This window comes from Microbulbifer agarilyticus, from assembly GCF_001999945.1.
GTDB classification, from domain to species: domain Bacteria; phylum Pseudomonadota; class Gammaproteobacteria; order Pseudomonadales; family Cellvibrionaceae; genus Microbulbifer; species Microbulbifer agarilyticus_A.
This window is the reverse complement of sequence record NZ_CP019650.1, coordinates 253930-279420: the sequence shown is the minus strand read 5'-3', so window position 1 is coordinate 279420 and position 25491 is coordinate 253930. Positions and strand designations below refer to the sequence as shown.

Here is a 25491-nt window from a genome sequence, read left to right as displayed (position 1 = left end):
TTGCCTCTGCTTAAGCAGAACTTAACGAACGGTATGAAAGTGGAGTTTCTACTGAAAGGGATAGTAGATGCGACAAAATTCCTTGCCGTGAAGAGAGGCTTACGTCCGCAACCACTCGTGCTTGCGTGCGGAAGCAGCGCTTCACGGTAACACGAAAAATTTTTGATCGTCATCTTCCTTTTAGAATAAATACCACTGTATATGTTTAGTTATTATTTCCATACTGTATTTACATACAGCTCGAAAAATACTTTATCATTAAAAGGCCAAGTACTCCGCCCCCGACCAAATCTAACGCCGCCGGCAGGGGCAGCTTACCTTGTGCGCATTTTGCGCAAAACTGGGAGCATAGCGACCTGCGCAAAAGGTGCACAAGGTAAGCTGTCCCGCGGAGGGCCACAGGCCCGGAGCAAATTGCCCGGCCTTGTTAGGCGTGACGCTCGAGTCCCGAAATACCTATGTGTCAATAGAAACATCGGCTAGCGTTCCATTCTCGAAATGGCACGTATAGAGGTGTCCGGAGTTATCCGTAAGGCATTCAAATGTAAGCTCCCACGAAAGGTTTCTATTTCCTTCAAGAGGTACATCGAAGCCTGCTAGTCGGAAGCTCTTTTTCCACTCAGCATCTACTGCCTTACTCTGCATATTGTGGTGCAGTGACTCTAATTCTACAGCGACCGTTTTATAGATAGATTCAATACTACTCATTACCCATTGGTAAAATTTCACCTGAGCATCAGACGGCAAAGCCTCACCAACGGTGTCGACACAAATAGTTAACTCGCCATCGAAATATGCTTCACGTAGCCAGAACGTACCTTTCGAACCTTGTTCAAGCTGAAGTTCGCCAAGGACTGGATGCTCTATCGTTCTTCTTTTCTTGGGCTTAAAAATATTGCGAAGAAGCTCAAACATTTCATTCCGCCTAACGCCGCCAGCAGCGGCAGGCGAAGCTGGCGGTTGTTGTGCGGTTTTTGCACAACAAGTGACAGGTTTGACTGTCCGATTGCCTGGCCTTGTTATGCCTAGCTGCCATGTTGAGAAAACATCTCTGTTATAGTGCTGTTATTAATAGAATTTACAAAGTCATTTACGGTGCCCATTTGTGTGTTGGCACCGTTTGATAGTAGTAACTGCACTAGCTCGATACTAATGTTTGAATTGAGCACTGCCTGATGCAATGGACTAATAGCTTCATTGTTTAGGACATTGATCTCGCTGCCAAAGCCGATAAGTATCTTTACTGTAGCAATATCATTATTTCTTACGGAATAGTGAATTGGCAAATTACCGTACATATCTTTATTGTTTGGAGATACGCCTTTAGAAAGCAAAAACTCTACTGATTTTACATTTGCAGGCTTGCCGATAAGCACCGTGGCTTGATGAAGTAGATTCCATCTCTCATTTTCTGTCTGTTGGTCAGAACTCAAACCTTTAGCAAAGTATTCCTCAAGAGAGATTAAATCTCCCTTCATAATAGTTCTGAGTACTTCCCGACTATTGAAACTATTCACGATCTTCCCTTAGGGCATAACAGTTTTATTCATAAGCCCCAGATATAGACATAATTGCCATATCTGGGCATGACATGGCTATATCTAGGAATTATTGCTAAATGTAGCCATGTGGCGATCAGCGCTTATATGTCTACATCTAGGCACTGATCGATCAAGCCTTCAACTATGCGATACTCAATATCCATGCGTTTTGCAACTGAGCGTTTGGCTACCCAAGCTTTGGCAACGCGGCTCCAGCGGCCCCCCATCCTTCGTACTTCGTTGCGCAGCTCGATTTCTTCAAAGGCGATTTTTATTGCCACCCAGTCGTTTTCATTAATCGGCTGAGGAGTTGGCTGGGGCCTTTTTTGTACATAGGCCTCTCTTTGCGCGACAACAATTTCCACCGTGGTATAAACGGTTTTTTTGCACGGCGAGCGGCGGTATCGCACGGCGCAAAGTTGCTCGCCGTATTTTTCTTGGTAGCGCTTACTGCCGTCGTGGCCTGGCCTGATGGTTTTTATGATTTCCATACGCCCTCCCTGGCGTTGCGGTGGCTTATTTACAGTCCGAGTTCTTCCCAGATCTCGTCGACTCTCTGTGTTACTTCGGGATCTTTCACAATTGGACGCCCCCATTCGCGGGTGGTTTCACCCTCCCACTTGTTGGTAGCGTCAAACCCGATTTTGGACCCGAGGCCCGATACCGGTGAGGCGAAGTCCAGGTAATCGATAGGTGTGTTTTCGACCATAACGGTGTCCCGTGCGGGGTCCATCCGGGTGGTCATGGCCCAGATCACATCCTTCCAATCGCGGGCGTTCACATCGTCGTCGGCGACGATAACGAACTTGGTATACATAAACTGCCGCAGGAAGGACCAGACACCCATCATCACGCGCTTGGCGTGGCCGGGGTACTGCTTCTTCATGGTGACCACGGCCAGGCGGTAGGAACAGCCTTCCGGGGGCAGGTAGAAGTCGACGATTTCCGGGAACTGCTTCCGCAGTATGGGCACGAAGACTTCGTTCAGCGCCTCGCCGAGTACCGCTGGCTCATCCGGTGGGCGGCCGGTGTAGGTGCTGTGGTAAATGGGATCTTTACGGTGGGTAATTTTCTCGACGGTGAAGACCGGGAAGCTATCGACCTCGTTGTAGTAGCCGGTGTGGTCTCCATAGGGACCCTCGTCTGCCATGTCTTCGGGGTAGATATACCCCTCGAGCACGTACTCGGCGCTCGCCGGGACTTGCAGGTTGCTGAGCTTGGCCTCGGCCACTTCGGTCTTGCTGCCGCGCAACAGGCCGGCGAACGCGTATTCCGACAGGGTATCTGGTACGGGGGTGACGGCGCCGAGGATGGTGGCGGGGTCGGCGCCGAGCGCGACGGCCACAGGAAAGGGCTCACCGGGGAATTCCTGCTGCCACTCGCGGAAGTCCAGGGCACCGCCGCGATGAGACAGCCAGCGCATGATCAGGCGGTTCTTGCCGATCAGCTGCATGCGGTAGATGCCCAGATTCTGGCGCTTCTTCTCCGGTCCGCGGGTAATCACCAGCGGCCAGGTGACCAGCGGTGCGGCGTCGCCGGGCCAGCAGGTCTGAATCGGCAATTTGGTGAGGTCGATGTCGCCAGTTTCGATTTCGATCTGCTGGGAGTCGGCCTTACTCACGACCTTGGGCCCCATATTCATGACTTGCTTGAATATGGGGAGCTTCTGCCAGGCGTCCTTGAAACCCTCTGGCGGCTGCGGTTCCTTGAGGAAGGCCAGTAGCTCACCGACCTGGCGCAGCTCGGAGATGGACTCTTTACCCATACCGAGGGCGACACGCTCGGGCGTACCAAATAGATTGGCGAGCACCGGGGTATCGTAGCCGGTGGGGTTTTCAAACAGCAACGCCGGGCCACCGGCGCGCAGGACGCGGTCGGCGATTTCTGTCATTTCCAGATAGGGACTTACCGGGTGGGTAATACGCTTCAGCAGGCCGCGCTTTTCCAGCAGCTTGATAAAGTCGCGCAGATCTTTGTATTTCATGCTTTATTGGTCGACGGGAAATTCACCGGCCAGTGTAAAACAGTCAGCACAAAATAGGGAATGAACGCTGCCAATTCGACAGAGTTGGGGGGGATTTTGAGAGGGGAGAACAACCCGCAGTACAGGACTGCGGGCTGCCGAACTTCTAAGAGATCTTAGAAGCGGGGACGACGCGGACGGTCTTCGCGCGGCTTGGCTTCGTTAACACGGATGTTACGGCCAGACAGCGGCTGATCATTCATTTCTTCGATTGCCTTACGCGCTTCGTCGTCGTTCGGCATTTCTACGAAACCAAAACCTTTAGAACGGCCAGTTTCCCGGTCAGTGATTACAGTAGCCCGGGAGATTTCACCGAATGCACCAAAAGCTTCGTGCAGTTCGTCAGAGGTTACGCCGTAGGCCAGATTTCCAATATAGATATTCACAAAAAAGTCTCACATGAGTAAGTGGGCTGTCGTGCATTCACAAACGGATAACCAGCACCACCACGTTATCCACTTGAGTTTGGTCCGGAGTCAGACAACTTCCCAGTTATCTGGAACCAATTCGGTAAGTGTTGAAAAACCGCACAACACATTGGTGGAAGCCTTTATATGCCTAACACCGAGGGTTTTCAACTTAATTCGACGTAATTTCACGCCTCATTCAACGTATTGCAAATTTCATCTGCATTACACGAAAAAGGCCGGCATTTAATGCCGGCCTTCATACTAAAAGAGAATTATTTCCGTTTCATGGAAAGGAAGAATTCGTCATTCGTTTTAAAGTCTTTGAGCTTATCGATAAGGAATTCGGTGGCGGCCAAATCTTCCATATCGTGAAGCAACTTGCGCAGAATCCAAACCCGCTGCAGCTCGCCTTCCGGCATTAGCAGTTCTTCGCGGCGAGTACCGGAGCGGCGCACGTTAATTGCGGGATATACGCGTTTTTCAGCGATCTTGCGATCCAGCTGCAGTTCCATGTTGCCGGTACCTTTGAATTCCTCAAAGATCACTTCGTCCATTTTGGAGCCGGTATCCACAAGTGCGGTGGCGATAATCGACAGGCTACCGCCCTCTTCGATGTTACGCGCCGCACCAAAGAAGCGCTTCGGGCGCTCCAGTGCGTGCGCATCCACACCACCGGTGAGAACCTTACCGGAGCTCGGCACAGTGGTGTTGTACGCACGTGCCAAACGCGTGATGGAGTCCAGCAGGATCACCACATCTTTTTTGTGCTCTACCAGGCGTTTGGCTTTCTCAATCACCATCTCAGCAACCTGTACGTGACGCGCAGGCGGCTCGTCGAAGGTAGAGGCAACCACTTCACCGCGCACCGAGCGCTGCATTTCAGTTACTTCTTCCGGCCGTTCGTCGATCAGCAGAACAATCAGGTGGCATTCCGGATTGTTGCGGGTAATCGCCTGGGCCATGTTCTGCAACATGATGGTTTTACCGGCCTTGGGCGGTGCCACGATCAGGCCACGCTGACCTTTACCGATTGGGGCTACCAGGTCGATGATACGGCCGATCAGATCTTCAGAGGAGCCATTACCACATTCCAGCCCCAGCCGATCATTCGGGAACAGCGGCGTGAGGTTCTCGAACAGAATCTTGTTGCGCGCGTTTTCCGGCTTGTCGAAGTTGATGTCGCTGACTTTCAGCAGGGCGAAGTAGCGTTCACCTTCTTTGGGGGGACGAATTTTGCCGGAGATGGAGTCGCCGGTGCGCAGATTGAAGCGGCGAATCTGGCTCGGGGAAACATAAATGTCGTCCGGGCCTGCGAGGTATGAAGAGTCTGCGGAGCGCAGGAAGCCAAATCCATCCTGAAGGATTTCCAATACACCTTCGCCGTAGATGTCTTCACCGCTTTTGGCGTGGCGCTTCAGGATATTGAAAATAATGTCCTGTTTACGCGAACGGGCGAGGTTTTCGAGCCCCATGCCCTTGGCAATTTCAATCAGCTCTTCAATGGGTTTGGTTTTTAATTCAGAAAGGTTCATACCAATTGCTTTATTACGGTTTCTTCTGTCGGTTCGCGCGGACGCGCTGGACGTTTCTGCGGAGGGAGTTGAAGTTTCGATGGTGATAATGCCTGGTTCGACATGCTGGCTGGATTACTGACCGAAGCAACGCTCATTCAAGTTATTCACATTCGATCTCGAGCCCTAATCGATAACAACGGCTCAGACAAAACGAATACCTACTTACCACGGCACGATTACCAGATTGCCAATATGGCTGCGGCGGAGGTGCCAGTAGGAGATGTTCAACTTGAGGAGTTTGCGCCGGAGAGGCCGCGTCAGCAGCGGGGTTGGCGACTTGGCTCAGGTTTGGACTGAACAGTTAATTTGATTACTAGCCAGTATAACCGCAGTTCGGCATCCTGCAAGGCCTATTTCGCAAGCTTGGGGCGCCATTACCCGGGGGCTGCAACCCTCTTTTATCCTGCCGCGAACGGGGGACAATGCCCCAAAACGACGCAGGGCGCCAATGGCGCCCTGCGAGATCAATCAAATCTGGCTGTCGATAAACTCGGTCAGCTGAGCTCGGGACAGGGCGCCAACCTTGGTGCCTTCTACGTTGCCGCCTTTGAACAGCAGCAGAGTCGGGATGCCGCGCACGTTGTACTTGGCCGCAGCCTCTTTGTTCGCATCTACGTCCACTTTGACGATTTTCAGCTTCTCGCCGTAGTGACCGGAAAGATCTTCCAGAACCGGAGCGATCATCTTGCAGGGGCCACACCACTGTGCCCAGAAGTCTACCAATACCGGGCCTTCGGCCTTCAGTACTTCGGCTTCAAACTCTGCATCGGTTACGTTTACGATGTTCGCGCTCATAGTGCTTTCCTGTGGTTCTGTTTCGTCAGGCCGCTGCTCGGACTGGCAGACATAATAAGTAGGGTCTGCAGCCCCCGCAAGGCAATTGCTTTCACCATTCATGGCGTTTTGCCCTATATGCGGCCCGATTTGGCGTTTTCAAGGGCGAACCTGTGGAATGGCCGCAGCAGTTCAGCTTTCCGCCAGATAACGCTGCAATATCTCGTCTATATAGTCATACCCAAACCGGGTGGTGCCAACGGTGGGGCCTAACGGGCGTACCAGCTCCATCGCCTCGAGGCGCCGCCATTCCCGGCGCAAGGTATCGAGCGGCAGGCCCGTGTATTGTTCAAAACTCTCCGCGGGCACCCCGGCTTCGAGCCGCAAGGCATTCATCAGGAACTCCAGAGGACGCTCATCTTGAACTACTTCTTGTAGCTTGGGCTGCGGAAACTCCACGCCACCCGCGCCGGTTTCACACCCCAGCGCCAGATAGTGTTTCGGCGCGCGAGTACGCTGGGTGCGCAGAATTCTCCTGGTTTGCGGCAGGGTCACCTTGCCATGGGCACCGGCACCAATCCCCAGATAATCGGCAAAGGACCAGTAATTGAGGTTGTGCCGGGAAGCGAGCCCGGCGCGGCTATAGGCCGACACCTCATACCGGTCATAGCCTTGCTCTGCCAAATACGCCCGGCCGGCCTTTTGGATCGCGGCGATTTGCTCGGAGCCGGGGGTAACCGGAGGGGCGGAATAAAAGGCGGTATTGGGCTCGATGGTGAGCTGGTACCAGGAGATATGTTCAGCACCCAGATCAACCGCCTGCGCCAGATCCTGCAGCGCTTCGACCTCACCCTGACCAGGCAGGCCGTGCATCAGGTCAATATTGATGTTGTCGAAACCCGCCGTGCGTGCCTGGGTCGCCGCGGTGAGCGCCTCGGGACCCGAGTGGATACGGCCGAGGTTCTGCAGTTGCAGTGGGTCAAAGCTCTGCACGCCGATCGACAGGCGATTGACGCCGGCGTGGCGATAGCCGGCAAACTTCGCCTGTTCAAACGTACCTGGGTTCGCCTCCAGGGTGATCTCGATGTCATCGGCAAAGCCCACCAGTGACTCGGCAAGGTCGAGAATGCGGCCAATGGCCAGCGGCGAAAACAGGCTGGGCGTACCACCGCCAAAGAAAATGGACCCAAACTTGCGCCCCTGGACCCACGGCAACTGGCTGCGCAGGTCCCGCTCCAACTGATCCACATAGTCCGCTTCCGGCAGGTGGCGTTCACCGGCCGGGCTGCCTTGCGCATGCTCCAGCGTGCCGGCGACAAATTCATGGGAGTTGAAATCGCAATACGGGCACTTGCGCACACACCAGGGGATATGTACGTAAAGACTGAGCGGCGGCAACGCCAACAGCGAGCGGCCGGTAACCTGAACTGTCATCTAGAAAAACTTCGTGCCGGTTGCGCTGTGGGCCTGCTGCTCCGGCATCACCATTTCCTCATGCCACAGCTGTTCGAATTTCTTCACCGCATGCGCCCGGTGGCTGAGACGATTTTTCACTTCTCGTGGCAACTGCGCCGAAGTGAGCTGTTCGGAGGGAACATAAAACAACGGGTCGTAGCCGAAACCCTGGTCACCGGCGGGAGCAGCGAGAATCACCCCACTCCAGCGCGCGGTGCATACCAAAGGGACGGGGTCGTCCGCGGTGCGCACAAAGGCCAGCGCACAGTGAAAGCTGGCACCGCGTTTTTCTGCAGGCACGTCTTTAAGAGCTTGCAGCAGCTTCTGATTGTTCTCTGCATCGCTCGCGCCGGCACCGGCGTAACGCGCAGAATAGATTCCCGGTGCACCGCCGAGCGCATCCACCGCCAATCCCGAGTCATCCGCCAGTGCGGGCAAGCCGCTGGCGCGGCTTGCATGCCGTGCCTTGATCAGTGCGTTCTCGATAAAACTGAGGCCGGTTTCTTCCGCCTCATCCTGCAAAAATTCGGACTGTGGCAACACCGCAATCTGCCAGCCGGAAAACAGCTGGGAAAACTCTTTCAGTTTGCCCGCGTTGCCGCTAGCGAGGACGATTTTTTCCATGGGAGGCGACTTCCGTTCAACGAAAAACAGCGAACGCGGTGCGTTCGCTGTTAGTCAGATAGTTAAAGGGTGGCGGGATACGATTCAGTTCTTGTGCAACTGGCGACGGAAGGTCAGCTGCTGCTTGCTGCCGTCGGGCATTACCAAATCGATTTTGAAGGTCAGGCTTTCTTCGTTCTCGAAGCGGAACGGCGCCAGGTAGTACACCGCATCGCCATCGCGCACTTCCTGAAATACTAGGGGGCGCGACTGTTGAATCAGGTTCATCGCATTGCCGGAAACATCGGCGCTCTCGCCTTTGGTGCCGTCTTTTTTACCTACGGAAATATTTACAAAGGCGCGGTCACGGGCACGCACGAGATTGTATTCGCGCGCGATTTCCGGAGTAATAAAGTCGCTGTTAAATACCGAATAACTCACACGATAATCGCCGAAATCCTGATGGTTCTCGATGATTTTGGCTTGTTGCGCCGCGGCCGCTGCGGCCCACAGCAGCAAGGCCACAGAAATAAAAGCAGCAAAATAACGTTTCACGGCGTCCTCCTGTCAGGTTTCCGTGCGAAATCAGGCTTGTCGCGGCCTGTCCGCATGGCGGATAAAACGACCCACTACAGATAATATTAGCGAGTCAGATGGTAAATCGCTGTCTCGCCGAATAAATTCGGCAAAAAGTCCTTCAACACGCCGGAAACCGGGGACTCCGATACCGCCTGGCGGTGCAGAATCTTCCAGTTGTGCTCCCGGCACAGCACCTCAAAGTCTTTGAAAGTACAAAAGTGAATATTGGGCGTGTCGTACCATTCGTACGGTAATAAATCCGATACCGGCATTCGGCCGGAAAAGGCCAGGTGCCAGCGCGCTTTCCACTGCCCGAAATTAGGGAAGGTAATAATGCATTCGCGCCCGACCCGCAGCATTTCCTCTACCACCAGGTGCGGAAAGCGCAAGGTTTGCAGGGCCTGAGTCATTAGAACGGTATCGAAACTTTGGTCGGCGAAGTTTTTCAGGCCGTTATCCAGGTTCTGCTCCACCACGTTGACACCGCGCTCGACGCATTTCTGAATTTCTTCCGGATCGATTTCAACGCCGTAACCACTGACCTGCTTCTCACTGGCCAGTCGCTCAAGCAGCGCCCCGTCACCACAACCCAGGTCGAGCACCCGCGATTGCGCCGGCACCCAGTTGTGGATGATATCGAGATCCTTACGCATCATTGGGCCACCTCGCTGCGCACGCTGTCCGCCAGTTCGCGGGCAACATTATTCATGTATGCGGCGAAAATATTTTCGTAGCGCGCATTCGGCAACAGGAAGGCATCGTGCCCCATGGGCGATTCCACTTCCGCGTAGGTGACCGGGACATTGGCATGCATCAAGGCATCGGCGATTTCGCGGGAGCGCTCCGGGGCAAAGCGCCAGTCGGAGGTAAACGACACCAACAGGAATTTACTGCGCGCATGGGAGAATGCCGTCACCGGGTCGTCACCGTACTCCCGCGCCAGATCGAAATAATCCAGAGCGCGGGTCATCAGGATATAGGTATTCGGGTCAAAACTGCCGGAGAAGGAATCGCCCTGGTAGCGCAGATAGCTTTGCACCTGGAACTCCACCAACTCTTCCACACCTTGCTCAAAGGTGCCGGAACGCAGTTCGCGGCCGAATTTCTTGCCCAGCCCATCATCCGACAAATAGGTGATATGCCCGATCATGCGCGCAACGGCGAGGCCATGGCGCGGCAACGTATCTTCTTCGAGATAACGGCCATCGCGGAAATCCGGGTCCGAGGTAATGGCCTGGCGGGCAGTCTCATTAAACGCGATATTTTGCGCAGACAGCTTCATTGCCGAGGCGATCACCACGCAGTGGCGCAAACGCTCCGGGTATTCCAGCGACCAGCGCATGGCCTGCATACCACCGAGACTGCCGCCAACCACCGCCGCCCACTGCTGGATACCCAGCAGGTCGGCCAGCTGGGCCTGGCTGTGCACCCAGTCGCGCGCGCGTAGCGGCGGGAAGTCTGCACCCCAAGGCTTGCCGGTTTCCGGATTGATGGAGGTTGGCCCGGTGGAGCCGTGGCAACCGCCGAGGTTGTTCAGGGCAACCACGAAAAACTTGTTGGTGTCGATGGGTTTGCCGGGGCCGATATAGTGGTCCCACCAGCCCGGGCGTTTATCGCTGGCACTGTGGTAGCCGGCGGCGTGGTGATGGCCGGAAAGCGCATGGCAGATAAGCACGCCGTTGCTTTTATCGGCGTTCAGTTGCCCGTAGGTTTCGTAGACCAGAGTGTATTCGTCCAGCACGCGGCCACAGGCCAACTTGAATGGGCCGGGAAATGTGTGGCTTTTTGGCTCGACAATACCGACGGAGTTGGCGGGCAGCCCTGCCGGTTTTCCTGATTGGTGAGATTGCGCTTCCGTGGTCAAAATTTTTCGCATTTACTTACTGGGCGGGGCGCCAAGTTTACGAAAGCTGGGGACTGGAGTACACCGGTTAGCTTGTTGTGGCAACTCGCCGCTGTGCCCCTGGGGGCACAGCTAGCCGCGAAACTTGCCTACAAGCTAGGAAGTCGCGGGCGCCTTCAGTGGCGTAACATTGTCCGCAACCGGTGCCGGTGCAATTGGCTGTGGCGCCGCCTTGGTGTACTTGAGCAGATCTTCCAACCCACCCAACGCGCTGTGATTGCGCACCAGTTCTTCTTCCAAAGCGCGCAGGTCGGTGCGCTTACTCTGGGTTTTCTGCTTCAGTTCGGTGAGCTTGATCATGTGGCGATTCAACAGGTGCTTCTGGTACTGCACATGCTGCTTCAGCGGCTCGAGTACCTGCTCCAGCCAGCCATCCACGGAGGAGATCATCTGGCTGTACATGCGGCCCACCTCGTTGGCGAGGGTTGCCACAAAGCGCTCGGTCAGGCGATTGCGTCGCGCCAGCAGTAGCTGCGGTGAACGGCGCAATTGTGCCGCCTGGCGGTGCAGGCCGCGCAGCGCTGCACGGAAACCGCCGATATCAAAGTGCTGCTCGGTAGAAATAATGTTGTTCAACGTGGAGCGATCGTAAATGGCGTCCACGAGACGGTTGGTCTGGTCCACTTCCCGCTCGAGATTGGACAGCTGATATTCCACACCGCCCATAAAGCCATCGATGGCGCGCGCCAGTCCCAGCGGCGACCAGCGCTCGTTCAATGCCTTGCGGGTTTCGTCGATCAACTGCTGTAGCTGCTGGCTGGACACCGGTGCCAGCAGGGAGGCACGCTGGCGGGCAAGCATGCGCTGGCTGGATTTCAGCGTCAGCAGTTCCTGGTGACAGTACTTGTGCTGCTCCTTGGCGGTAGCGTGCAGCTGCTTCAGTTCCTCAAACTGTTCCGGGCTGGCGGAGCCGCGGCGCTTCAGGTGGTCCAGCGTCGCACGGCCACTATTTAGACGGTTCTTGAGCAGGTCGCGGGTGTCCGCCATCAGGGTCAGCGCCTGATGCAGTGAGCGGTGGTTGGCCACCTTGTCACGGTGTTCCATCAATCGCTGCACCAGCAGCTTTTCAAAATCGCCAAAGCAACTTTGCTGCAGCAGCATCGGGTCGCGCTCGGCACGTGCCAGCAGGGCTTTTTTCGCGGAGACGCCAACCACGTTTTCCTGCGGCAGCGACAGCAGCTTGCTTACCTCACCGCGCATCTTGCGCAGCATCTGGTCCGGATCTTCGTCCGGGTCGTCCCACAGCACGTCAATCTTGTTCAGCAGTGCCATCACCGCAGTACCGCGATGCTCCTTGAGCGGCACCAGGTGGGTTTCCCACATATTCAGGTCGGTGCCGCTGACGCCGGCATCGGCGGAGAGCAGGAACGCCACCGCCTGCGCACTCGGCAGGGTGGACAGGGTCAATTCCGGTTCGTTACCCAGGGCATTCAACCCGGGGGTGTCGATAATGCGCAGGCCCTGGGCCAGCAGCGGGTGCGGCAGGGAGATCAGCGCGTAGCGCCACGCCGGGATCTGCACCAGGTTGCCAGTGCCATCCAGATGGCGGCGATCGAAGCCGTAGCGCGCGGCCTCTTCCGGCGTCACCGCTTTGGTGGCAGCGACTTTCATCAACGCTTCGCGAGTGGCAGCGGCATCGTCCGGGTCAAAGTCGAAATTGACCCACTTCTGCGGGATGCGACGGAAGCTTTCCAGGCTGGTATTGGTGGCCAGGGTCTCGATTGGCAGCAGGCGAACAGACGCCTGTTCGGTGCCATCGCTGTAAATTTCGGTAGGGCACATGGTGGTGCGGCCGGGGCGCGAGGGCAGCAACCGCTTGCCATAGGTGTGTGACAGCAGCGCGTTGATCAGCTCGGTCTTACCGCGGGAGAACTCGCCTACAAGCGCGACGGTGAACTGGTCATCCACCAACAGCTGGCGCGCCTGCTGCACCACCTGACGGGCACCGGCAGAGTTGGGGAAGTGCTCTTCCAACCACTGACTAAACTGATCGAACTGCGTATCCAACCCCTTCTTCCAGAGATCGTAGTCGGCTATGTGCTGGCGCAAGGTCACATCTTCCATGTTTGGGAGTTCTTAATCTTACTACTTGGACGAATTTACAATTTCACCGGGCATTCTCCAGCATGCGCGCCCGGAGTTAAACCCTGGCACCGGGATTTCGCGAACTGGATAGCGTAAGGAAAGTGAAATGCGGAGGGAGAAAACGAGAGCTGACAGTTATGACAGCTCTAATAGACCGGGAGGGGCGCTTAAAACACAGCGAGCGGGGCGTCGACAGCCCCGCGCAGAAGCTTTCTAACGACCCTCAGAAAGGGATATGCCAGAACAGGTTGTATACCAGCTGCGGCATGCTGGCGCTCTGGGCAAAACCCACCAGCAGCTTGTCCGCCACCGTCAGCAGGATGAACACGAAAATCGGGCTGATATCGATCACCCCCAGCGGTGGAATGATCTTGCGCACCGGCGCATATACCGGCTCCAGCAGCTGACGAAGCAGCATCAGCGCCGGGTGTGAGCTTTGCGGTGCTATCCAGCTGACCACAATAGAGATCAGCATGCCTACAAACAGGATGGCGATCAGCGTCATCAGCACACCCAAGAATGACCACAACAGTGCGCTCAGCGGGTTGAGCATGCCGGCGCCGGCGAGAAACCCTGCGCCCATGATCATCACCCAGCCCACCAGTAGTGCGAGCACCAGGGAAGCCATATCGATACCGAACACGCCGGGCACAATTTTACGCAGCGGACGCAACAGCGGGTTGGTCACCTTGACGATGCCCTGCGAGATCGGGTTGTAGAAATCCGCCCGCGCCAGCTGCAGCATAAAGCGCAACAGCACCGCAAACAGAAACAGAATCCCGACGGTGGCGAGAATGAATACGCCAATATTGCTAAAGGTGTTGGCCATTAAGCTTCCTTTTTACTTATCCAGTTCTTGCGCCATTTCCGCCGCGCGCGCAGCGCAGTCTGTCATCGCCTGCTCTACCAGTTGCGGCAGGCCGCCTTCCTGAAAGCGCTTGATCGCCCTTTCGGTAGTGCCATTGGGCGACATCACATTGCGCTTCAGTTGCGCCACATCCACATCCGCGGCCACCGCAAGTTTCGCCGCGCCCAGAGCGGTTTGCAAGGTGAGGCGCTCTGCGTCCGCGCGATCCATGCCCGCCTTCTCGGCTGCGTCGATCATGGATTCCATAAATTGAAAGTAGTACGCGGGGCCGGAACCGGATACCGCGATGATTTCATCTATGCCGGATTCCTCCGCCACCCACTGCGCAATCCCCACCGCCTGCGCCATCTGCGTGGCTACGGATTTGTGCTCATCGGTGACACCTTCGCCCGCATAAAGACCGGTGACTCCAGTACCCACCAGTGCCGGAGTGTTAGGCATCGCGCGCACAATGGGCACACCGGCACCGAGCCAGCGCTGGTAAGCCGACAGGGGAATACCGGCAGCGAGCGTAATCACCAGAGGTTTGTTGGCACTTACTTCCGGGGCAATGGTTTCGCACAGTGCCTGCATGACCTGCGGCTTCACCGAAAGCACCACCACATCGGCCTCTTTCACCGCCGCCAGATTATCGGTACGCCCGTGCACACCGGTACGATCACAAAATGCCTTGAGTTTCTGCTCGTCACGCCCGGTAGCAACGATCTTATCCGCCGGGTAACCGTTGGCCACCATGCCACCAATTACCGCGCCCGCCATATTGCCGGCACCGCCGATAAACACCATCGCTGAATGCTGCTGTCCTGACACCTTTTGCTCCTCTTTGCTGGCTGCTGCCTATGGCCACCTGCTATGACCACCTGCAGCGGCTTTTGCTAGCCAGCGTTGTTGGCTACTTTTCCTGCCGCGAATTATGGACACTCAGCCCGTCAATTGAAATCCTCGCCAGCCTGCGTCGGCTCACCGCAAATACGCTCGCTAGCGGTGGTATCCAATAGTGAGTTGGATACCATGGCGGAGACAGTACAAACCAAAGATTCAAATAATAAAGATACAAGCAATAAGGAAAGCCCATGAACAAACACCGTATGTTTGCATCGCTATTGCTCGCGTCGGGGATTGCCTGGTCTGCGGTTGTCTCCGCAGCCGTGGAAACCCGCACCCTCAATAACGGCAATCTCGTTCTTGAAGATATTCCCGCCCTTCCCGAGAAGGTCGCTGCAGACCTGAATCGCTACCAGAATGTGCGCTCCGCTGCGGTACTGGGCTGGACCGAGGAAGGCGAATCCCTCTATGTTTCCACCCGCTTCGGCGACGTAAACCAGATCCACCGGATAAATCAGCCCGGCGGCGCACGCCAACAGCTGACCTTCTTCAAGGAGCCGGTTGGGCAGGTGGAACCGCGCCCGGGATCCAATGAACTGGCATTTACCATGGACGCCGGCGGCAGCGAGGATGCGCAGATCTTCCTGTTCGACGCGGCCACTGGCGAGAGCCGCATGCTCTCCGATGGCGAATCCCGCAATAGCGCCATCGCCTGGAGCCCGGATGGCTCCTTGCTCGCCTACCAGAGCACCCGCCGCGACGGCCGCGCCAACGACTTGTGGATAACCCGCATTGAAGAAAATGGCGAGACCAGCACCCTCGCCCTCGAATCACCCGATGGCAGCTGGTGGGGGCCGGTATCCTTCAGCGCTGACAACCGCCGTTTGCTGGTGCAGCAGTACATCTCCTCCACCAATTCGCTGGTGCATGTACTGGATCTGGAAAGCGGTGATTTGCGCTTGATCGCCGGCAACAAAGACAAGCAATCGCGCAACTACGCGGCGGACTTCACCGCCAACGGCAACGGCCTCTTCTTTGTATCCGACCGCCGCGGCGAATTTGCCGAGTTGGTATTCCACGACCTCAGCAACGGGGAAGAGCGCGTAATCACCGACGATATTGCCTGGGACGTCGCCTCGGTGGCGTTCAGCGAGGACCGTCGCCGCGCTGCCTTCACCGTGAATGAAAACGGTATGGACCAGCTGTACCTCATGGACCCGCGCTCCATGCGCTACCGCAAGGTCGAGGATATGCCGATCGGGGTCATTGGCGGCCTGGCCTTTAATGACGACGGCGATCAGCTCGCCCTGTCCATCAACACCCCCAAAACCCCTACCGATACTTTTGTCCTGAACCTGCGCAGCAACCCATTGCGCTCCGCCGGGCTGCAGCGCTGGACCTTCAGCGAAGTGGGCGGCCTGGATACCGACAAGTTCGTCGAGCCAGAGCTGGTGCACTACCCAACCTTTGACGAGGTGAATGGCGAGCCGCGCAAGATCCCCGCGTTTGTATACCGCCCGCGCAACACAGGAGGCCCGGCGCCGGTAATCATCTCCATCCACGGCGGCCCGGAGGCCCAGTACCGCCCCTACTTCAGCAGTACTTACCAGTTGTGGCTGGAAAAGCTGGGGGCGGCGGTGATTGCACCAAATGTGCGCGGTTCCGCCGGCTACGGCAAAACCTACGTGGCACTGGATAACGGCTTCAAGCGCGAAGATTCGGTACGCGATATCGGCGCCCTGCTGGACTGGATCGAAACCCAGCCCGATCTCGATGCGGACCGCGTTGCGGTATTCGGTGGCAGCTACGGCGGCTATATGGTCCTGGCCAGCGCCATGCACTACAGCGACCGACTGCGCGCCGCGGTGGATATCGTAGGCATCTCCAACTTCGTCACCTTCCTGACCAATACCCGCGACTACCGCCGCGACCTGCGCCGGGTGGAATACGGTGATGAGCGCAACCCGGATATGCGCGCCTTCCTGGAACGCATCAGCCCGAGCAACAATGTGGAAAAGATTCAGGTACCGATGTTCGTGGTACAGGGTGAAAACGACCCGCGGGTGCCAGTAACCGAGGCGGAACAGATTGTGGCGGCGCTGCGCGAAGGCGGCAAGCCGGTGTGGTACATGAACGCCCTGAACGAGGGGCACGGCTACCGCAAGAAGGAAAACCGCGATATCTACTCACAGGTGACCGCAATGTTCTTCTCAGAGCACTTGCTCGAGAAGCCGGTGTCCAGCTGGCAGACTGAGACCAGCGAAGAGATGCGGGCCGAGCGTTAATCCCGCTCCCTTTTTCGCACTAAACTCTCGTACTCAACTCTCGCACCCTAGCCCCTGATTAGCCTGGTCGCGGCATGCGCCCAGGCTAATCCCGGCGGCCGAAGATATCCGTGCCGATGCGCACGATGGTCGCGCCGCTGAATATCGCCGCCTCCATATCCCCCGACATCCCCATCGACAGCGTATCCAGCGGCTGATCCGGCAGCTGGGACTTGAGCGCATCCAGCAATGTCGCCAGCTGAATAAACGGCGTGCGCTGGTCTTCCGATGCCCCGCGTGGTGCCGGGATCGCCATCAGGCCACGCAACTGCAGGTTGGGCAGCGCCGCCACCGCCGCGGCCAATTCCGGCAGATCCTCCGGACTCACCCCGGACTTGCTATCCTCTCCATCGATATTGACCTGCAGGCACACATTCAACGGCGGCATATCCGCCGGGCGCTGTTCCGACAGGCGGCGCGCAATTTTTAACCGCTCAACCGTGTGCATCCAGTGAAAATGCCCCGCCACATCGCGGGTTTTGTTCGACTGCAGCGGGCCAATGAAGTGCCAGGTGATGGCGCAATCGGCCAGCTCGGCCTGTTTATCCAGCGCCTCCTGCAGGTAGTTCTCGCCAAAATGGCGCTGGCCTGCCCCATAGGCCTCCCGCAGGTCCGCCGCCGGGCGGGTTTTGGACACCGCCAGCAGCGTGACATCCTCGGCTCGCCGGTCACAACTACGACAAGCTGTGACGATTCGCTCAGCCACGGAATTCAGGTTTTCGGGGATCGACCCTTTGCGCATATACTGGGACCCAACTTTTGCTCGGCGGGCATTCTATGTGCTTGCGGCCCCCGCGTCATATCGACCAGTGAATGTAATAGAAGAATAAAGGTAGCAGTATGGACATTACAGAACTCCTCGCCTTCAGCGCCAAGCAGAACGCCTCGGATTTGCACCTCTCCGCCGGCCTGCCCCCCATGATCCGGGTAGATGGCGATGTTAGGCGCATCAACCTGCCGCCTATGGAGCACAAACAGGTCCACGGTCTGATCTACGAGATCATGAACGACAAGCAGCGCAAGGACTTCGAAGAGTTCCTGGAAACCGACTTCTCCTTCGAAGTCCCCGGTGTGGCCCGCTTCCGTGTGAACGCGTTCAACCACAACCGCGGTGCCGGCGCCGTATTCCGGACCATTCCCTCCAAGGTACTCACCATGGAAGACCTGGGGATGGGCCAAGTGTTCAAGCAGATCTCCGACACCCCGCGCGGCCTGGTACTGGTGACCGGCCCTACCGGTTCCGGTAAGTCCACCTCGCTGGCGGCGATGATCGACTACATCAACGACAACAAATACGAGCACATCCTCACCGTAGAGGACCCGATCGAATTCGTACACGAATCCAAGAAGTGCCTGGTCAACCAGCGGGAAGTGCACCGCGATACCCACGGCTTCTCCGAAGCACTGCGCTCCGCACTGCGTGAAGACCCGGACATCATTCTGGTTGGTGAGATGCGAGACCTGGAAACCATCCGCCTGGCACTGACCGCCGCGGAAACCGGTCACCTGGTATTCGGCACCCTGCACACCACCTCCGCCGCCAAGACCATCGACCGTGTCGTCGATGTATTCCCCGCGGAAGAAAAGGCCATGGTGCGCTCCATGCTCTCGGAATCGTTGCAGGCAGTAATCTCCCAGACCCTGCTCAAGCGCAACGGCGGCGGCCGAGTGGCGGCCCACGAAATCATGCGCGGCACCCCGGCGATCCGGAACCTGATCCGCGAAGACAAGATCGCGCAGATGTACTCCGCCATCCAGACCGGTGCCAACGTAGGCATGCAGACCATGGACCAGTGCCTGCAGGACCTGCTTGAGAAACGCATCATCACTCGCGAAGTCGCGCGTGAAAAAGCGAAGATGCCGGAGAATTTCTAAATAGCGCTTGCGTTACTGATTAAACGAGCGCTTACGAAGCACTGAAATAAGAATTGAAGGCGAGGTGCCGGGTAGGGATTTTCAGGAGCGTCGCAGACAGGATGTTTGCGCCGCAGCGCCCAGGGATGGGTTTACAGCGGTCCTGAAAATCCCTGCCCGGTGCCTCGCCGCCACCGAATAAAGTTAAGAACGAACACCCCAAGCGGTAAATAAAAATGGAAATCGAACGACTCCTACAACTGGTGAGCGAAAAAGGCGCATCCGACCTGTTCATCACCGCCGGCGTACCCGCCTCCATCAAACTGCACGGCAAAATCGTTCCCGTCACCACCTCACCGCTGTCTCCGGAAAAAGCCCGGGAAATGGTTATCGGCATCATGAACGACCGGCAGAAAAAAGAGTTCATCGAAAACAAAGAACTCAACTTCGCCATCTCCCTGCGCAACGTCGGCCGCTTCCGGGTATCCGCCTTCTTCCAGCGCAACCTCGTCGGCATGGTACTGCGTCGAATCGAAACCAAGATTCCCACCATCGACGGACTCGGCCTGCCCGAGCAGCTCAAAGAGCTCGCCATGACCAAGCGCGGCCTGATTATCTTTGTGGGCGCAACCGGTACCGGTAAATCCACCTCACTGGCCTCCATGATCGGCCACCGTAACGAGAACTCGAAGGGTCACATCATCTCCATCGAAGACCCCATCGAATTTATCCACCAGCACCGTGGCTGTATCGTTACCCAGCGCGAAGTGGGCCTCGACACCGAATCCTTCGAGACCGCCCTGAAGAACACCCTGCGTCAGGCCCCCGACGTCATCCTCATTGGTGAGGTGCGTTCGCGGGAAACCATGGACCACGCCATCGCCTTCGCCGAAACCGGCCACCTGTGTCTGTGTACCCTGCACGCCAACAACGCCAACCAGGCGCTGGACCGGATCATTCACTTCTTCCCGGCGGACCGCCACGAACAGCTGTGGATGGACCTGTCGCTCAACCTGCAGGCCATGGTCGCGCAGCAGCTGGTACCGACGCCGGACGGCGACGGTCGTCGCGCCTGTCTCGAAATCATGATCAACACCCCGCTGATGTCGGACCTGATCCGCAAAGGCGAAGTACACAAAATGAAAGAGCTGATGAAACGCTCCATCGAACAGGGTATGCAGACTTTCGACCAGGCCCTGTACGAACTGTATGACCGCGGCGAAATCACCTACGAAGACGCCCTCGCTCACGCCGACTCCGCGAACGACCTGCGCCTGATGATCAAGCTCAAGTCGGAGTCCGACGCCGAGTACCTCAACAGCGCCGCCGACGAACTGAGCCTGGCCGGCGACAACGACAACAACAGCGGCCCGCAGCTGTATTGATTCAATGCCCGGCGGGAGCCATCCAATAGGCTCCCGCCCCTCCTCCACCTCACGAGAAGTTCACAGTGAAATTCCAGGAACTGAATGATGCTCTCGTGAGACCCATCGCCCTGGTTACCGGTGGCAGCCGCGGTATCGGTGCAGCCACCGCCACTTTACTTGCCGGGCAGGGCTACGACCTCTGCATCAGCTACCGCATCCGTGAAGCGGACGCGCATCGTATCGTGGAAAAATGCCGGGCACTGGGTGCAAATGCGATTGCCGTTCAGGCCGATATCTCTTTAGAGGCCGACGTTGAACGGCTGTTCCGGGAAGTGGACCAGCAACTGGGCCGACTGAGCGCACTGGTAAACAATGCTGGCATGCTGCTGACCCAGTCGCGACTGGAAGATATGACCGCAACGCGCATCAATCAGATACTGCAAACCAATGTAATCGGCACCCTGCTTTGCTGCCGCGAGGCGGTGCGCCGTATGTCCACACTGCGCGGCGGCACCGGCGGCGCCATCGTCAATGTTTCCTCCGGTGCCGCGCGCAGCGGCTCACCCAATGAATATATCGATTACGCAGCCAGCAAAGGTGCCGTGGACACTCTCACCATTGGCCTAAGCAAAGAGGTGGCCAAAGAGGGCATTCGGGTAAACGGCGTGCGTCCGGGTTTTATCCACACCGAAATGCATGCGGACGGTGGGGAGCCGGAGCGTATTGCGCGCCTTGCGCCGCAGATTCCCCTCGGGCGCGGCGGCAAAGATACAGAAGTGGCCGCAGCCATCGCCTGGCTACTCAGCGAACAGGCGGCCTATAGCACCGGTACCTTTGTTGACGTGACCGGCGGCTGCTAAACAGGAACAGTATTTATGACATTCGTTAACACCCTCGCCCTGTTCGGCGCCATGATCGTGCTGGCGGCGATTCCCGGTCCGGGTACCTTTGCGGTAATGGCGCGTTCGGCCAGTGGCGGCATGCTGCATGGCTTGGTCACCACAATTGGTATTGTATTCGGCGATTATGTCTTTATCGCCCTGTGCCTGTCCGGCCTTGCCTATATTGCTGATGTGATGGGCAATGCCTTTGTGATCCTGAAATATGTAGGCGCTGCGTATCTGATCTGGCTTGGCCTCAGCCTGTTGCGCGCACGCGGCACGGCGGAAGTAAACGCAACGCCAAAGCAAAGTTCGCTCGCCTCCAGCTGGTTGCTGGGCCTGACGACGACGCTGGGTAACCCCAAGGCGATCCTGTTTTACCTGAGTTTTTTCCCCGCGTTCCTGCCCATCAAGGAAATTACCGTGATAGACACCATTATCATTTTCGTCGTTGTTACCCTGGCGGTAGGCGGTGTTATGTTGACCTACGCGTGGGCCACGGTGCGCGCACAGGCGATATTGAAAAACCGCGCTGAAAGCCGGCTATTTAATTATATCGGTGGCGCCACATTAATCGGCAGTGGCATCTGGATGGCCGCACGCGGTAACTGAGTTAAACGACAGCAGTAACAATAAGAATAAAAATGCACTACACGAATCTTCTACGCTTTCTGCTTATTATGTTCGGCGCATTGATTTGTGCCTGTTCAAGTTCCGATAAAGCCGACCGCATTTTCGTCAACGGCACCGTGATCACGCTGGACGAGAACAACACCATCGCCGAGGCAATTGCGGTCAGCGAAGGCCGAATCCTCGCTGTCGGCAGCACCCAAGAAATCCAGGCGCTGGCCAGCACCGATACCGAAACCGTCGACCTCGCAGGCAAAACACTACTTCCCGGCTTTGTTGCCGCCCACGAGCACCCCGCCATCAGCGCCGTGTTCCGCAACTTTCTCGACATGAGCGGCTTTACCCATGCCTCGGCAGCAGAAGCCTGGCAAGCTCTCGAGAATGAGGTCGCCAACACTCCGCGCGGCGAGTGGGTCTATGCCATGGGGCTGGATCCGATTCTGCTTGCGGACCTGCAAACACCCGACCGCGCACAGCTGGACGCGCTGGCACCCCACAACCCGGTATTTATTCTCGCGGCAAACCTGCACACCGCCTGGGTAAATTCTGCCGCGCTGACCGCCGCCGGAATCGATGAAAGCACACCGCCGCCCGGTGAAGGCTCCTATTTCGGGCGGGACGAAGACGGGCGCTTGAATGGCATGCTGGTGGAAAAGGAAGCCATGGAGCCGTTTACCGCAGTGCACAAAAAACCACTCAGAGTCGCGGCGGCATACCAGGCGCGCCTGGATGACCTGCGGGCTGCGGGTTTCACCAGCGTGGCTTCCCTCGGCTTCAATGTTCCGGCATGGTTGGCACGCTGGGCCGCCAGCGAAAACTTCGCGCCGCGTATTCGCCAGTTCTTTTACTATCGCGGTGAGAACCTGTCCAAGCTGGACGGAAAACCGGATTTCGACAGCGATTTCTTCCGCGTACTCGGCGCCAAATTCTGGTACGACGGCTCACCCTACAGCGGCACCATGATGGTGGAGCAGCCCTATCGCAATAGCGCGCTGAGCGAGCAGTTAGGCATTGGCCACGGCAGTCACGGTGAGGCGGTGATTACCGAAGAGTCCTTCCGCACACAGCTGCGCGATAAAAATGCCCGCGGCTGGCAAACCGCCACCCATGTGCAGGGCGACCGCGCCGCGCAAGAATTTGTCCAACTGCTGCAGCGGGAATTCGACGCGCTGGACGCGCGCGAACGCGCAGCATTTATTGGCAGACGCCACCGGCTGGAGCACGGTCTTTTAGTCGACCGCGCAACGCTCGCACCAATGGCCAAGCTGGGAATCACCCCCAGCTTCCATATCAACCATCTCTACTATTACGGCGATGCGTTAAAAGAGAGTTTGCTGGGCCCCGCGCGCACCGAACAAATTCTGCCGGTAAAAACCGCGTTTGATTTCGGCATGTACCCAACCCTGCACGCGGACAGCCCGATGTTCCCGGCCGAACCGTTTAGCCTGATGCAGACTGCCATCACCCGCATGTCCCGCGCCGGCACCCCAATTGGTAGCCATGAAGCAATTACCCCGCTACAGGCATTGCAGTCCATGACCATCAACGGCGCTTGGCAACTGGGGATGGAACGAGAGATCGGTTCGCTGGAAGTCGGTAAGTATGCGGACCTGGCGATTGTGGATAAAAATCCACTGCAGACGCCGGCGCAAAACTGGCGGGATATTCGGGTACTGGAGACCTGGATTGCCGGCAGGCGCTAAGCCTTTCCAGACATCTCACATTCAAACCATCTCAGATTCAGGCCATTTCCGTAAGCAGCGCCTTGATACTGGCGAGCAAGCGGCGCGAAACTACCGGGCGGTGGGCACAGCCCGTCAGGGTTACCCGGTAGCCGTCGCCCTCTTTGTGCAGACCAGTGATATGCATCTTGGCGACAATGGTATTGCGGTGTACCCGCACAAAGCGCTGGCCAAATTCCGCTTCCAGTTCCTTTAGCGATTCATCCAGCAATGTCTCGCCGGCACTGTGGTGGGCAATCACGTATTTATCTTCCGCGACAAAACAGCGGATGTCTTCGATATTGAGCAGCTGTACACCGCGGCGACTCACCGCCTTGATCTGGCGACGGCCACCCGTTGCTTGCGCGGGTTCCGCGGTGCGCTCCAGCAGTTGCGGCTTGCTCAGTCTTCGCGCCTGGGCAATCGCCTGTGCAAGTTGCTCCACATTGACGGGCTTGAGCAGGTAACCCGATGCAGCAACCGCAAAGGCAGGGAGCGCAAATTCGTCGTGGGCGGTGCAGAATATGATCGCGGGTGGATTGGGACGGTTGGAGATTTGGTTGGCGAGTTGAAGCCCGTTTTCTCCGGGCATTTCGATATCCAGTAACAGCAGGTCCGGGTCGAGTGAATCCAGCTGTTGTAACGCGCTTTCCCCATCGGCAGCTTCTCCCAGCAGTTGGCAACCATCAATACTCTGCAACTGTCGGGCCAGTCTGGCCCGCGCCAGTGGCTCGTCATCGACGATCAGCACTCCCAGAGGGCGTTCGGCGACATTCACAACGCCACCTCGTCTCGAGCGCTAGCTTGAGGTCGCTCGCTCCGGGCCGGTGCATGCACTGGCTGAGTTGATCTGGTTTCCACTTCCGCGTTCATCGGCAGGTGTAGTTCTACTTGGTAGACGCCACCTTTCTGCTCCGCGCTAAAGCGGAAGCGATTGCCGTAAAACGCGCTGAGACGCTGGCGAATATTTTCCATCGCCATACCGTTGCCATCGTGTGGATCAAGATGGGCATTGCGGTTGCGTGCACTCTCAGTGTTAGCTTCTGCAACTGGATTATGAATCGACAATAGCAGTTCGCGTACCTCACTGCCAATGACATTTTGACGAGCACCTTGCTGCTCGCACACAGAGATTTTTATCGCACCGCCACCGCGCAAGCGCGCTACACCGTGCAGCACAGCGTTCTCCAGTAACGGCTGCAACAACATCGACGGCACCTGTAGGCCATCACTCACAACATCGACCTGCCACTCCTGTTGCAGGCGATCCCCGAGGCGCAGGGACTCAATTTCCAGATAGCGTTTTGCCAGCGCAATTTCCTGCTCCAGCGGTACCATTTTCGAGTCCGCCAGTGATGCGCGAAACAGCGCGGACAAATCCTCCACCAGCTTTTCTGCACGCTCTGCGTCCACCGCAATCAGGCTGGCGAGGCTGTTCATACTGTTAAACAGGAAGTGCGGGCGAATGCGCGACTGCAACGCCTCGATACGCGCGCCGAGTTCGGCCTGCTGCTGGTTGTGCAACTGCTGTTGCACATAGGCGTAGCGCAACACCACTCCCGCGCAGATAGCGCCCACCAGGAAATTCGCCAGTAGCGACAGCCAATCGATAGAGGTACTCGCCATGTCCGCCGCCCACCAGTGCTGGCCAAGCAGCACCAGCAACAGCACCGCAAGCACCGCGCAGTAACTGAGCGCAGCGGCGAGCTTGTGAGTAAGTTGTGCCAGGAACGGACGCAGGCGGCACAGAATGGCGGCGGCAGGCAGGATCACCCACTGCACCGTAAGCGACACCAGCCCCAGGCGCTGCCAGTTAAACGGGTGGACACCATCGGTGGCGAGCACCAGCACCAAAGCCAACAGCTCGCCCATCAGAACCAGAGCAGTTACACCGGTCACACTGCACAGGTCGGGGAGGAAATGAGGATATTGGGGAGCATCCGAATTGCCAGGATCCAGACACGCAGAATCTTTGCCTTTGGGGGCAATTTTACGAATTTGCTGCGCTATAATGCCCGCCGCTTGCGCGGGCCGGGAAGATTTCATACCACGTTATCTTTATTCTGGACTCGCT

24 protein-coding genes are annotated in these 25491 nt (G+C 57.2%); 6 read left to right on the top strand and 18 right to left on the bottom strand.

The window, feature by feature from the left end; translation table 11 throughout:
• Window positions 1–456: 456 nt before the first annotated feature.
• The 15 genes from Mag101_RS01170 to proC all read right to left on the bottom strand — a co-directional run bounded on the left by Mag101_RS01170 (window position 457) and on the right by proC (window position 14625).
• Complete coding sequence (locus tag Mag101_RS01170) at window positions 457–915, bottom strand: hypothetical protein (RefSeq protein WP_077399630.1); 459 nt, start codon at window positions 913–915, stop codon at window positions 457–459.
• Between the two features lie 110 nt (window positions 916–1025).
• Window positions 1026–1517, bottom strand: coding sequence for an ankyrin repeat domain-containing protein (locus tag Mag101_RS01165; RefSeq protein WP_157520083.1), 492 nt, complete (start codon window positions 1515–1517; stop codon window positions 1026–1028).
• A gap of 125 nt (window positions 1518–1642) precedes the next feature.
• A complete protein-coding gene (locus Mag101_RS01160) occupies window positions 1643–2032 on the bottom strand; it encodes a hypothetical protein (protein ID WP_077399624.1) in 390 nt (129 codons plus the stop codon).
• 29 nt (window positions 2033–2061) lie between these two features.
• Entirely contained in the window at window positions 2062–3525 is a 1464-nt protein-coding gene (gene ubiD, locus Mag101_RS01155; RefSeq protein ID WP_077399621.1) for a 4-hydroxy-3-polyprenylbenzoate decarboxylase, read from the bottom strand.
• 155 nt (window positions 3526–3680) lie between these two features.
• Window positions 3681–3950: an RNA recognition motif domain-containing protein gene (locus tag Mag101_RS01150; RefSeq protein ID WP_010133764.1), complete on the bottom strand. Its 270-nt coding sequence runs from the start codon at window positions 3948–3950 to the stop codon at window positions 3681–3683.
• 296 nt (window positions 3951–4246) lie between these two features.
• Complete coding sequence (rho, locus tag Mag101_RS01145) at window positions 4247–5506, bottom strand: transcription termination factor Rho (protein ID WP_010133763.1); 1260 nt, start codon at window positions 5504–5506, stop codon at window positions 4247–4249.
• A gap of 510 nt (window positions 5507–6016) precedes the next feature.
• Complete coding sequence (trxA, locus tag Mag101_RS01135) at window positions 6017–6343, bottom strand: thioredoxin TrxA (RefSeq protein WP_077399614.1); 327 nt, start codon at window positions 6341–6343, stop codon at window positions 6017–6019.
• A gap of 171 nt (window positions 6344–6514) precedes the next feature.
• Window positions 6515–7756 (bottom strand): radical SAM family heme chaperone HemW, encoded by a 1242-nt coding sequence (gene hemW, locus Mag101_RS01130; RefSeq protein WP_077399611.1) that lies wholly within the window; start codon window positions 7754–7756, stop codon window positions 6515–6517.
• Entirely contained in the window at window positions 7757–8401 is a 645-nt protein-coding gene (gene rdgB / locus Mag101_RS01125) for an RdgB/HAM1 family non-canonical purine NTP pyrophosphatase (RefSeq protein WP_077399608.1), read from the bottom strand.
• Between the two features lie 84 nt (window positions 8402–8485).
• Window positions 8486–8935, bottom strand: coding sequence for a DUF4426 domain-containing protein (locus Mag101_RS01120; protein WP_077399605.1), 450 nt, complete (start codon window positions 8933–8935; stop codon window positions 8486–8488).
• 86 nt (window positions 8936–9021) lie between these two features.
• Window positions 9022–9612: a methionine biosynthesis protein MetW gene (metW, locus tag Mag101_RS01115; protein WP_077407965.1), complete on the bottom strand. Its 591-nt coding sequence runs from the start codon at window positions 9610–9612 to the stop codon at window positions 9022–9024.
• Window positions 9612–10835: a homoserine O-succinyltransferase MetX gene (gene metX, locus Mag101_RS01110; RefSeq protein WP_077399602.1), complete on the bottom strand. Its 1224-nt coding sequence runs from the start codon at window positions 10833–10835 to the stop codon at window positions 9612–9614. Before metX ends, metW begins: the two co-directional genes overlap by 1 nt.
• Before the next feature lie 123 nt (window positions 10836–10958).
• Window positions 10959–12926: a dynamin family protein gene (locus Mag101_RS01105; protein WP_077399599.1), complete on the bottom strand. Its 1968-nt coding sequence runs from the start codon at window positions 12924–12926 to the stop codon at window positions 10959–10961.
• Window positions 12927–13170: 244 nt separating this feature from the next.
• The gene (locus Mag101_RS01100) at window positions 13171–13776 is read right to left on the bottom strand and encodes a YggT family protein (RefSeq protein WP_077399596.1); all 606 of its coding nucleotides are present in this window, start codon (window positions 13774–13776) and stop codon (window positions 13171–13173) included.
• A 12-nt stretch (window positions 13777–13788) separates the two neighbouring features.
• Window positions 13789–14625: a pyrroline-5-carboxylate reductase gene (gene proC / locus Mag101_RS01095; protein ID WP_232325085.1), complete on the bottom strand. Its 837-nt coding sequence runs from the start codon at window positions 14623–14625 to the stop codon at window positions 13789–13791.
• 263 nt (window positions 14626–14888) lie between these two features.
• On the opposite strand from proC, the gene Mag101_RS01090 reads away from it, so the two are divergent.
• Entirely contained in the window at window positions 14889–16925 is a 2037-nt protein-coding gene (locus Mag101_RS01090; protein WP_077399589.1) for an alpha/beta hydrolase family protein, read from the top strand.
• An 85-nt stretch (window positions 16926–17010) separates the two neighbouring features.
• On the opposite strand, the gene Mag101_RS01085 is transcribed toward Mag101_RS01090, so the two are convergent.
• Window positions 17011–17706 (bottom strand): YggS family pyridoxal phosphate-dependent enzyme, encoded by a 696-nt coding sequence (locus tag Mag101_RS01085; protein ID WP_077399586.1) that lies wholly within the window; start codon window positions 17704–17706, stop codon window positions 17011–17013.
• A 98-nt stretch (window positions 17707–17804) separates the two neighbouring features.
• Here Mag101_RS01085 and Mag101_RS01080 point away from each other — a divergent pair, with 98 nt between their 5' ends.
• The 5 genes from Mag101_RS01080 (at window position 17805) to Mag101_RS01060 (ending at window position 23399) form a co-directional block, all read left to right on the top strand.
• Entirely contained in the window at window positions 17805–18839 is a 1035-nt protein-coding gene (locus Mag101_RS01080; protein WP_077399583.1) for a type IV pilus twitching motility protein PilT, read from the top strand.
• Between the two features lie 215 nt (window positions 18840–19054).
• Entirely contained in the window at window positions 19055–20203 is a 1149-nt protein-coding gene (locus tag Mag101_RS01075) for a PilT/PilU family type 4a pilus ATPase (RefSeq protein ID WP_077399580.1), read from the top strand.
• Window positions 20204–20298: 95 nt separating this feature from the next.
• Entirely contained in the window at window positions 20299–21045 is a 747-nt protein-coding gene (locus Mag101_RS01070; RefSeq protein ID WP_077407963.1) for an SDR family oxidoreductase, read from the top strand.
• A gap of 15 nt (window positions 21046–21060) precedes the next feature.
• The gene (locus Mag101_RS01065; RefSeq protein ID WP_077399577.1) at window positions 21061–21678 is read left to right on the top strand and encodes a LysE family translocator; all 618 of its coding nucleotides are present in this window, start codon (window positions 21061–21063) and stop codon (window positions 21676–21678) included.
• Window positions 21679–21710: 32 nt separating this feature from the next.
• Window positions 21711–23399, top strand: a complete 1689-nt coding sequence (locus Mag101_RS01060) for an amidohydrolase (RefSeq protein ID WP_077399574.1) — start codon at window positions 21711–21713, stop codon at window positions 23397–23399.
• A 37-nt stretch (window positions 23400–23436) separates the two neighbouring features.
• Here Mag101_RS01060 and Mag101_RS01055 read toward each other — a convergent pair whose 3' ends face one another.
• Window positions 23437–24195, bottom strand: coding sequence for a LytR/AlgR family response regulator transcription factor (locus Mag101_RS01055; protein WP_157520080.1), 759 nt, complete (start codon window positions 24193–24195; stop codon window positions 23437–23439).
• Window positions 24192–25463 carry a sensor histidine kinase gene (locus Mag101_RS01050; protein WP_077399572.1) on the bottom strand — a complete coding sequence of 424 codons (1272 nt, stop codon included), beginning with the start codon at window positions 25461–25463 and terminating at the stop codon, window positions 24192–24194. The genes Mag101_RS01055 and Mag101_RS01050 overlap by 4 nt, the downstream gene beginning before the upstream one ends.
• Window positions 25464–25491: the final 28 nt, after the last annotated feature.